Origin of the sequence: Amycolatopsis echigonensis (assembly GCF_014174495.1) — a bacterium.
Lineage (GTDB): Bacteria > Actinomycetota > Actinomycetes > Mycobacteriales > Pseudonocardiaceae > Amycolatopsis > Amycolatopsis echigonensis.
Genome location: NZ_JACJHR010000009.1, coordinates 165,398 through 174,124, shown reverse-complemented (window position 1 = coordinate 174,124; position 8,727 = coordinate 165,398). Strand labels below are relative to the sequence as shown.

Below are 8,727 nucleotides of genomic sequence, written 5' to 3'. Positions count from 1 at the left end.
ACAGCGTGGGAGAGACCAGAGTCCCCGGATACCCAGTCTCCGGCGGCAGGCCCAGTTCGCGCACCGCAATGTCCGCCAACGGCACCGCGGGGAGCCGGCGGCCGCGGGCCGCCTCCCGGTAGACGAGTTCCGCGGACGCACGCAATCGTCGAGCCTCGATGCCGGTCTCCGCGCACGCGACATTCAGCGCCAGCAGCGAGTGTGGCTCTGGAGTGGCGCTCGGCGCGGCACTCGGCCGGAACATTTCCCGGTAGATCTGCAAGGCCGGCCCCGCCTGTGCCGGATTGAGGAAGCCCGCGAACGCGTAGCGCAGGCCGAGCCGCGCGGCCACTTGAGCACTGGAGGGAGTAGACCCGAGTACCCACGCCTCTGGCCTGCCCTCAATCCCGCTCATCACGGCGACTGACGAAAATGGATGCTCGGGCGGAAATCCGTTGTCCAGCCAGGCAAGCACCTCGCCGACTTGACCCTCGTGGTCGCGGGCCGGTCCAGGGCGACCGGGATCGATCTGGAGTGCCGCGTCGATGACCGGTCCCGCAGTCGCCCTGCCCATCCCGAGATCGATCCGGCCGGGGAACATCGCGTGCAGCAGGCCGAAAGTCTCAGCTGTCCGGTACGTGCTTCGATGGTTGAGCAGGATGGCGCCGGAGCCCACTCGGATCCGCTGAGTGCTTGCCGCGATCCGAGCGATCGCGACCTCGGGCGTCGACCCGGCTTGCATTCGCGAGCCGTGCAATTCGGTTACCCAGTAACGCGAGTAGCCGATGTCGTCGCCCAGAGAGGCCAGCTTGCCCGACTGCTGCAGGGCCTCGGCCGGGGACGAGCCCTCCGCGATCGGACTGGCGTCGAGGATCGAGAGCCTCATACACTGCTCCTTGTCCCCGCGTCTTCGGCCCTGGTGTTGAGCGACGCGTTCACGCCGCGCCCGCCGTCGCGTGTCCGTCGGCTGAGGCTTCGGAGCCGTCCGTCAGCACGCGGCGTTCGACAAAGAGCCAACGCCCCTCGACGCGACGCAGGCGATCGGTGTACTCGCCGACCATCGCAATGCTGCTAGCACTTGCCGACGGAGTCGCGATGATCTGGAAGAACGAATGAACCCGCGCCTCGTCCCCGTCGATGTCGATGCGGATGTTCGACAGAAAGTGGCGCATCCGCGGCATGCCCGCGGCTTCCAGCTCGCGGGCGTGCTCCGCGAACCGCTCCTTGTCCTCGGTGGCACGGAACGTGTCGTACGCCCCGTAGAAGACCCCGTCGGGCGTGAAGCAGGCGGCCCATCCGTCGATGTCGAGCGCGTCGACGGCGACGTTGTAGGCGAACAGGAGATCGGTGATCGCGATGCGGTCGTCGTTGGTAGTCATGATGCCCTCCGAGCAAAGTGAACAACTCTGTTCAGTATGCATGATGTGAACAAGTCTGTCCACTTTGCTAGCCTGAAGCCATGGTTGATCAAGACGAGACGGGTCGCGCTCCACGCCGCGACGCAGTTCGCAATACCGAAAAGGTCATCCGGGCCGCCCGCGAGATGGTCGCCGCACACGGGCTCGACGTCGGCTACCACGAAGTGGCAGCACATGCGGGAGTGAGCGCGGCCACGGTCTATCGACGATTCCCCGAGCGCGCCCACCTGCTCGAGGCAGTTCTTCTCGACGTACTCGACCAGCTCAACGCGATGACCGCGGCGGCAGCCAAGGACTCCGACGCGTGGGAGGCGTTCGCGCAGCTATTCACCGCCCTGGCGGAGGAAAACGCGCGAAACTCGGGGCTGTCGGAGTCACTGAGGGGCCGCGGAGGCCCCGCGGTGCAGGCTGCGCGCCAGAAGCTGCTGTCGGCATTCGCCCGTTGCGTGCGGCGTGCACAAGCACAGAACCAGCTGCGCGGTGACGTGACCTGGCAGGACATCCTGCTCCTCTCCCGGCTGCCGTCGCCCACGAGCAGCTACATGGATGTACACCCGAGCGAAGACATCGTTCAGAAGGGTTGCGCGGTCGTCCTTTCCGGGCTTCGCGCCCATTGACCGGCACCCGAGTCCGCCATGCCGACCGTGTTGACATTTTCCGAGTGGTCATTCTAACTTCTACGAGACTTCGACGGCGGGAGACACCATGTTGGACGAGCGGGCGGCCGACTCGACCGGAGATGCCCGGCGCAAGTGGAGCGAGCACGTCGAGCGCCGCTACGGGGGCAAGGACTTCAGTACCGTGAATCGGTCCGGGGTTCGGGTGCGCCCCGTCTACGACGCGCTCGACCTCGACAAGGCTGTTCCGGACGGCGGCGGCGAACCCGGCGAATACCCTTTCACCCGCGGCATTTACCCGGTGCATTATCAGCACCAACCGTGGATGGACCTGCAGATCATCGGTTACGGCGTGCCTAGCCAGCTACGAGAGCGGATGGATCTCGTCAAAGCGGCGGACGGCGCCAAAGGCTACTTCGGCGGCGAGGCGTACAATATCATCTTCGATATGCCCACCTCGATGGGCTATGACCCGGACACGCCCGGCGTGCGCGGCGCGATCGGCGAGGCCGGCGTGTCGATCTGCAAGGTGTCGGACTTCGAGGTCCTGTTCGCGGGCAAAGACCTTTCGACCACCCACGTGTCGATGGTGTGCAACGCGGGCTCCCCGCCCATGCTGGCGCTCTACCTTGCCGCAGGCGCCCGGATGGGATTCAGCGGAGATCAGCTGGGCGGCAACATCACGAACTACATCTGGGATTTCTTCGGGCACTGCGGCGGTGTCAACTTCTCGCCGGCAGGCAGCTACCGGCTCTGCGTGGACCTGGCGGTGTACTGCGCACAGCATGCGCGGAAGTTCAACACACTGACGGTGAGCGAGCACAACATCTGCGAAGCCGGCGCGAACCACACCCAAGCGCTTGCCTTCAGTCTGGCCACGATCATCGCACTGAACGAGGAGTGCGTGGCGCTGGGAATCGACCCGGAGACAGTGGTCGGCAGGTACGGGTTCCATGTGCGCTACGGCGAGGACTTCTTCGAGGACATCGCCAAGACGCGGGCGCTTCGCCGAATGTACGCGACGATCAACGCGAAGCGGTTCGGCTGCACAAAGACTTCGTCGCTGACAGCACGCATTCACGCGCAGACGGCGGGCTCGCTCTTGACCGTGCAGCAACCCCTGAACAACCTGGTGCGTAACGCCTACGGCGCACTCTCCGCAGTGATCGCGGGCGTCAACGGCATGACGATCAATGCCTACGACGAAGCCCTCGGACTGCCGACGGAGGAAGCAGTCACCCTCTCCCTTCGGACGAGCCAGATCATCGCCTCCGAGACCGGTGTCGCGAAGGTCTCCGATCCGCTCGGTGGCTCGTACTACGTCGAGTCGCTCACTTCGGACATCGAGGCCGCGGCGACCGCGATCATCGAAGAGATCGACGCGATGGGCGGTCTCGTCGCGTGCATCGAGAGCGGCTGGGTGCAGGATCAGGTCGTCGCATCGGCCTATCGCTGGCGCCAGGAGGTCGAGTCCGGCGAGCGGGTCATCGTCGGCGTCAACCGTCACGTCACCGATGAGCCCGACGGGACCAAAGTCTTTCAGCCCAACCCCGACGCCGCTGACCTGGCTCTGGCCGACCTCGAGCGGCATCGTCGCGAACGCGACGGCGCGGCCACTGCAGCGGCTCTCGAGGCTTTGCGTACTGCAGCGAATGAAGTCCGCGCAGGCCGGGCGATCGGGTCCTGTACCGCAGCCCTCGTCGCTGCAGCCGAAGCGGACGCGACCCTTGGCGAAATGCAGGCGGTGCTGTTTGAGGTCTTCGGCCGCAACAAGTGAGAACGGAACGATGATGAAATCTGGTCCGGTGCGGGTTCTGCTCTCAAAGAGCTTTATCGACAGTCATGATCGCGCTATCAAGACAGTCGCGACGGCGCTTCGAGACGCGTCCATGGAGGTCGTCCTTATCGACTACGAAACGCCCGACGATGTCGTGGCCGCAGCCGTGGACGAGGACGTCGACGTGATCGGATTGAGCTTCATGTCCGGCGGACAGGTGGACGTCACCGCGAGCGTGATCGAACAACTGCGGGCACGAGGCGCGACTGACGTTCCGATCGTGGTCGGCGGCACCATCCGCCCGTTCGACGTTCCCGCCCTGGAAGCAGCAGGAGTCGCGGCGATCTTCCGCGGCGGCGAGAAGCTGAGCGCCATGGCCGAGACGTTCGAGAAGCTGGGTCGCGACCGGACCAAGGGCACACGCGATGACGCGAACTGATCCGAAGGTGACGGCCGCTGGTCTGATCACCGCGGCCCGGACCGGAGACCGCCGGGCTCTCGGCAAAATCATCAGCGCGATTGAAAACAGCTCCGCTCTTGGCGAGGAACTCAAGGCCGAGCTTCCGAACGTCCCCGAGCCTGCCCTCGTCGTCGGGATCACCGGTCCGCCCGGAGCGGGTAAGTCCAGCCTGGTCCGAGCTCTCACCGCGGCACTCACCGAAGCAGGCCACCGGGTCGCCGTGCTGCTGGTCGACCCATCGAGCCCGGTGACCGGAGGTGCCGTCCTCGGCGACCGTATCCGACTCAGCCGGGGCTTCGAGCCGGCCAACTCGTATGTGCGCTCCCTCGCCAACCGAGGCCATCCAGGCGGGATCGCAGCTGCGGTCCCAACCGTGATTCATGCGGTCGGAGCAGGTGGATACGACACAGTTCTGCTGGAGACCGTCGGCACCGGACAGTCTGATGTGGACGTCACCGCTGTGGTGGACTGCTGCGTGCTCGCCTCCCCACCAGGCCTTGGCGACGACATCCAGGCAATGAAGAGCGGAATCCAGGAGGTCGCCGACATCCTGGCGGTGACCAAGGCCGACCTGCCCGGCGCCGACCGGGTGGCGAACCATTTCAGCGAGATCGCCCAGCGCCCTGGGGACACCGAGCCACGACCGGTCATCCGGACAGCCGCACTCAACGGGGACGGGGTGGCGGAACTTGCCGCAGCGATTCGCTCGTGGCCGCGGCCGGGGCAGACCCGGACTGGGCGAGCAGAGCCGGCGGGCCGGAGCAAGCAGCAGACGAAGGCCGAGAGGTTGTTCGACCTCACCGGCCGGGTCGCCGTGGTGACGGGGGCGTCCGGCGGGCTCGGCCGCCATTTCGCGCGGGTCCTGCACGCAGCCGGAGCCACAGTGATCGTCGGGGCCCGGCGGCGGGACCGGCTCACCGAACTGGCCGACGAACTCGGCGAGCGAGTGATCCCGGTGCCGTGCGATATCACCGTCGAGTCCGAATGCGACCGACTGATCGACGCCGCGGTTTCGGCGGGCGGGCTCGATGTGCTGGTGAACAATGCCGGCATCGGGGATGTCGGCAGAGCCGAGGACGAATCGGTCGAGCAGTTCCGCGGCGTGGTCGATCTCAACCTGGTCAGCCTGTTCGCGATGAGCCAGCGGGCGGCACGGATCATGATGGATCGCGGCAGCGGCTCAATCGTCAACATCGCATCCGCGCTCGGGCTCGTCGCGTCCACCCCGATCAAACAAGCCGGCTACTGCGCATCCAAGGGAGCGGTGATCAACCTGACCCGGGAGCTGGCCGCGCAGTGGGGCCGAAGCGGTGTCCGGGTGAACGCGCTTGCGCCGGGATGGTTCCGATCCGAGATGACAGACGGCATGTTCGACGATCCGAAAGGCCAGGTGTTCATCGAGCGCAATACGCCGCTCGGTCGCGCCGGCCGCGCCGACGAGCTCGACGGCGCCCTGCTCTTCCTTGCCACGGACGCCTCAACCTACGTCCTGGGCCAGACCATCGCCGTCGATGGCGGCTGGACGATCCATTAGACCTAGGCCTTCTGAGGTCAGAATGCGTAAGCGCTATCGCGAAACGAGACTCCCTCTAGACGGCGCTCTGCGCCCTATCGGCCGACAGATCGTTGTCGGCGGGGCGCGCAGACACCGAACAGGACTCGGGTGGTGAGTTAGGGACGAAACGATGGCGGTCCACTTCCAGGGCGTGCGGCTCGCTTGCTCGAGACGACCGAACTCGGACACCGACCGCTGGATCGTCGCCGCCCGCCCTGCGAAGCTACCGCGCCACTCCTTCGTCTTGCGTGCGGCATGACAAACACGGCCAAGATCGCGCCCGACGTCTTCCACGCCCGCGATCCCGATCATCCGCGAGGCCGGTGTCGGCGCGATCGTCAACACCTCGTGGGAGGGCACACGTCAGGGCGACCCGCATGTCCCCTCGACCTGCGCGACAGTCAAGGGCGGTGTCGAGGCGCCGACGACGTGCATCGCGGTGCAGTACGGCAAACGCCGAGTGCTCTGCAACTCGATCGCCCCGGGCTGGCCCTGACCGAGACGGTAACCGACGGGCTGGTGCCAGAGCAGCCGCAGAAGGCGAAGCTGTTGCGATCCCCTCGCCGCAGGAAGGCACACCGGACGGCGGCGGCGGTCGAGCGTTCCTGGCCTCCGATGAGGCCTACTACGTCATAGGGTCGGTCATCAATACCGGTGGCGGCTCGCACGCCACGGGCGGGCTGTACCAGGTCCTGACCTCCGTCGATGGCGCTCGGCAACATCGACGCGCGCGGACGCGGGCTTGATGGCCGGTCCCTCGAAGCTGCCCGGCTGCCCGGTCGATCCCGCGAACGCGCCCGCGCACGCAGCACCAGGGTGTCGATCCCACCCGAGCGCAGGACGAGTGCCAGATCGCTGCCCGCGAAAGCATTCACCCGGCGCTTGGTGACCAGGATGTCGGCGCGCTCGATCGCCATCGCCGGGTGTATCCCGGTGCCGGGGTTGGACTCGGTGAGGTCGAGATCAGCGGTGAGGCGGGAGAAAAATATGTTCCCGGGGGCCACGTCCGGATAGCCGTCCCGGAACGTTACCCGGACGTGGACCACGTCGATGCCGGCCGAGCGCGCCGCCTCGGCGGCGCGGGCGAGACGGCTCAGCAGCGCGTCGTCCCCGGCGAACGCCGGGGTGACGATCGGCATCAGGCCCAGCAACAGGAATGCCGTCCTCTGGTCCGATGTGGGTCTCCCCGGGTCGCGGGGTCGGTCACGAAAGCTCCCCTATCCAGCACCTTCAGTCGATCACTACAGTCGACTCAACCATGGCGCGCGACAGGTCAGCTTAACGCGCCCGCACTCACACCGGAAGGGCCACCGGGGCGTTCTCGGCCGAAAGTCGCTTGAGGGCGTAAAAATCGATAACCATCCACAATGGACATTCCTCCGAGTAGACCGGGCAACACGCTCCGCTTGACTCAGGTGCCCCAAGCTGACACCATCCAGAGCGACCGTTCGGTTTTCCGAGGGCCGTTCGGTTTTTCCGTGGCAGCGCCGCCCAGCGGAGAGGAATCGACCGACATGACGACCGATACCACGGTAGTGCCCGGCAAGCTGACGGGGGGACGATCTGCTCGCGTATGGAGCCGACCACGTCTTCCACATGCGGTATTCGACAGTGGAGGCCGTGCGCCAGGCCCTGATTCTGACCCGGGGATCGGGCATGGTCCTCGAAACCCACGACGGCCGTCGGCTGCTCGACGCGATCGCCACGCACCACAACGTCAACCTGGGACATTGTCACCCGGAGCTGATTCGCGCCGCGCACGAGCAGATGCAGAGTCTCGATCACGTTCTGACCGTCCCCGGATTCACGAACGAACCGTTAGTCAATGTCACGAAAGCGATTCTGCGCAATCCGCTTCCCGGCATGGCGACAATCTTCTACACGCTGACCGGAGCCGAGGCCGTCGAAGCGACGATGAAAATGGCGCGCTACTACTGGCATGCGCTCGGCCGGAGCACGAAGTCGAAATTCATCTCGCTCAACCTCGGCTATCACGGCAACTCGTTCGCGACACTCGCAGCCACCGGTCGCGACCACGACGGGCTGCCCTCGGCCTCCGGTCGCAGGCTCTTCCCTGCCTTCGATCCCCTTCCCGAGGGATACGTCCATGTCCTCGGACCGTACGACTTCCACGACGGGTCCCGTTCGGCCGAGGAGGAGGCGAGTGCCGCGTGCGACGCCCTTGAGAAGCGCATCGCACGCGAGGGAGCCGACACCGTCGCTGCCTTCCTGTTCGAACCGTTGCAGGGGCACAACTTCTACCAGCCGCATCCGGCCTACTACCGGCGCGTCCGCCAGATCTGCGACGACAACGACATCCTGCTCATCTCCGACGAGATGATCACCGGCTTCGGCCGCACCGGCCGCTGGTGGGGCATGTCCCACTATCCCGGCGTGGAGCCGGATCTGACGGCATTCGGAAAGGGCGTGACGAGCGGCGCGCTTCCGCTCAGCGGTGCGATCACCTCGGCGAAGGTGTGGGAGGTGATCCAGGGTCACGCACCAAAGCGCTCGGTCGAGATCACCGGCACCTACGGCGGTCATCCCACCTTGTGCGCGGTCGCGCAGCGGAACATCGAAGTGCTCGAGGAACAGAACCTGATCGAGCGGGTGGACACCGTGGGCGATTATCTGCGGCAATCACTGCGCCGCGCATTCGACGGCCCAGAGGTCTTCGAGGTCCGTGGAACCGGCATGATCGGCGTCGTCGAGTTCAAGGTCGGCGGGGACACCGACGCCCTGCGCCAGCAGATGGCACTCGAAGCGTTCCTGCGCGACGTCATCATTCGCGCCGAGCGCGGAACAGTGGGTCCCCTCATCAGCATTACCCCGCCATTCATCGCGACCGAAGAGGAGATCGACACCGTGGTGGCGAGGGTCCACGAGGCAGTCAGCGTCGCACTCGCGGCGAACTGAGCACT

The 8,727-nt window shown here is 66.0% G+C and carries 9 protein-coding genes; 6 read left to right on the top strand and 3 right to left on the bottom strand.

Going from position 1 to position 8,727, the window contains the following annotated elements:
* Both H5411_RS09250 and H5411_RS09245 read right to left on the bottom strand, forming a co-directional pair.
* Window positions 1-865 (bottom strand): MsnO8 family LLM class oxidoreductase (locus tag H5411_RS09250; protein WP_183123563.1); only part of this gene is annotated, 865 nt, incomplete at its 3' end.
* A 49-nt stretch (window positions 866-914) separates the two neighbouring features.
* Complete coding sequence (locus tag H5411_RS09245) at window positions 915-1,358, bottom strand: nuclear transport factor 2 family protein (protein WP_183123562.1); 444 nt, start codon at window positions 1,356-1,358, stop codon at window positions 915-917.
* 80 nt (window positions 1,359-1,438) lie between these two features.
* Here H5411_RS09245 and H5411_RS09240 point away from each other — a divergent pair, with 80 nt between their 5' ends.
* The 5 genes from H5411_RS09240 to H5411_RS49270 all read left to right on the top strand — a co-directional run bounded on the left by H5411_RS09240 (window position 1,439) and on the right by H5411_RS49270 (window position 6,302).
* Window positions 1,439-2,014 carry a TetR/AcrR family transcriptional regulator gene (locus tag H5411_RS09240; protein ID WP_183123561.1) on the top strand — a complete coding sequence of 192 codons (576 nt, stop codon included), beginning with the start codon at window positions 1,439-1,441 and terminating at the stop codon, window positions 2,012-2,014.
* Window positions 2,015-2,102: 88 nt separating this feature from the next.
* Entirely contained in the window at window positions 2,103-3,791 is a 1,689-nt protein-coding gene (locus tag H5411_RS09235) for an acyl-CoA mutase large subunit family protein (protein WP_183123560.1), read from the top strand.
* A 28-nt stretch (window positions 3,792-3,819) separates the two neighbouring features.
* Window positions 3,820-4,230, top strand: coding sequence for a cobalamin B12-binding domain-containing protein (locus tag H5411_RS09230; protein ID WP_183123559.1), 411 nt, complete (start codon window positions 3,820-3,822; stop codon window positions 4,228-4,230).
* Window positions 4,217-5,785: an SDR family oxidoreductase gene (locus H5411_RS48890; protein ID WP_220816689.1), complete on the top strand. Its 1,569-nt coding sequence runs from the start codon at window positions 4,217-4,219 to the stop codon at window positions 5,783-5,785. The genes H5411_RS09230 and H5411_RS48890 overlap by 14 nt, the downstream gene beginning before the upstream one ends.
* A 322-nt stretch (window positions 5,786-6,107) precedes the next feature.
* Window positions 6,108-6,302, top strand: coding sequence for an SDR family oxidoreductase (locus H5411_RS49270; protein ID WP_183123573.1), 195 nt, complete (start codon window positions 6,108-6,110; stop codon window positions 6,300-6,302).
* Here H5411_RS49270 and H5411_RS09215 read toward each other — a convergent pair.
* A complete protein-coding gene (locus H5411_RS09215) occupies window positions 6,208-6,945 on the bottom strand; it encodes a cysteine hydrolase family protein (protein WP_183123558.1) in 738 nt (245 codons plus the stop codon). The two genes, H5411_RS49270 and H5411_RS09215, sit on opposite strands and share 95 nt — an antisense overlap.
* A gap of 481 nt (window positions 6,946-7,426) precedes the next feature.
* Between H5411_RS09215 and H5411_RS09210 the strand changes: the two genes are divergently transcribed.
* Window positions 7,427-8,722: an aminotransferase family protein gene (locus tag H5411_RS09210; RefSeq protein WP_183123557.1), complete on the top strand. Its 1,296-nt coding sequence runs from the start codon at window positions 7,427-7,429 to the stop codon at window positions 8,720-8,722.
* Window positions 8,723-8,727: the final 5 nt, after the last annotated feature.

Coding starts and splice junctions, on each gene's coding strand:
- H5411_RS09245 (WP_183123562.1), bottom strand. CDS start 1,358: ATGACTACCAACGACGACCGCATCGCGATCACCGATCTCCTGTTCGCC.
- H5411_RS09240 (WP_183123561.1), top strand. CDS start 1,439: ATGGTTGATCAAGACGAGACGGGTCGCGCTCCACGCCGCGACGCAGTT.
- H5411_RS09235 (WP_183123560.1), top strand. CDS start 2,103: ATGTTGGACGAGCGGGCGGCCGACTCGACCGGAGATGCCCGGCGCAAG.
- H5411_RS48890 (WP_220816689.1), top strand. CDS start 4,217: ATGACGCGAACTGATCCGAAGGTGACGGCCGCTGGTCTGATCACCGCG.
- H5411_RS09215 (WP_183123558.1), bottom strand. CDS start 6,945: ATGCCGATCGTCACCCCGGCGTTCGCCGGGGACGACGCGCTGCTGAGC.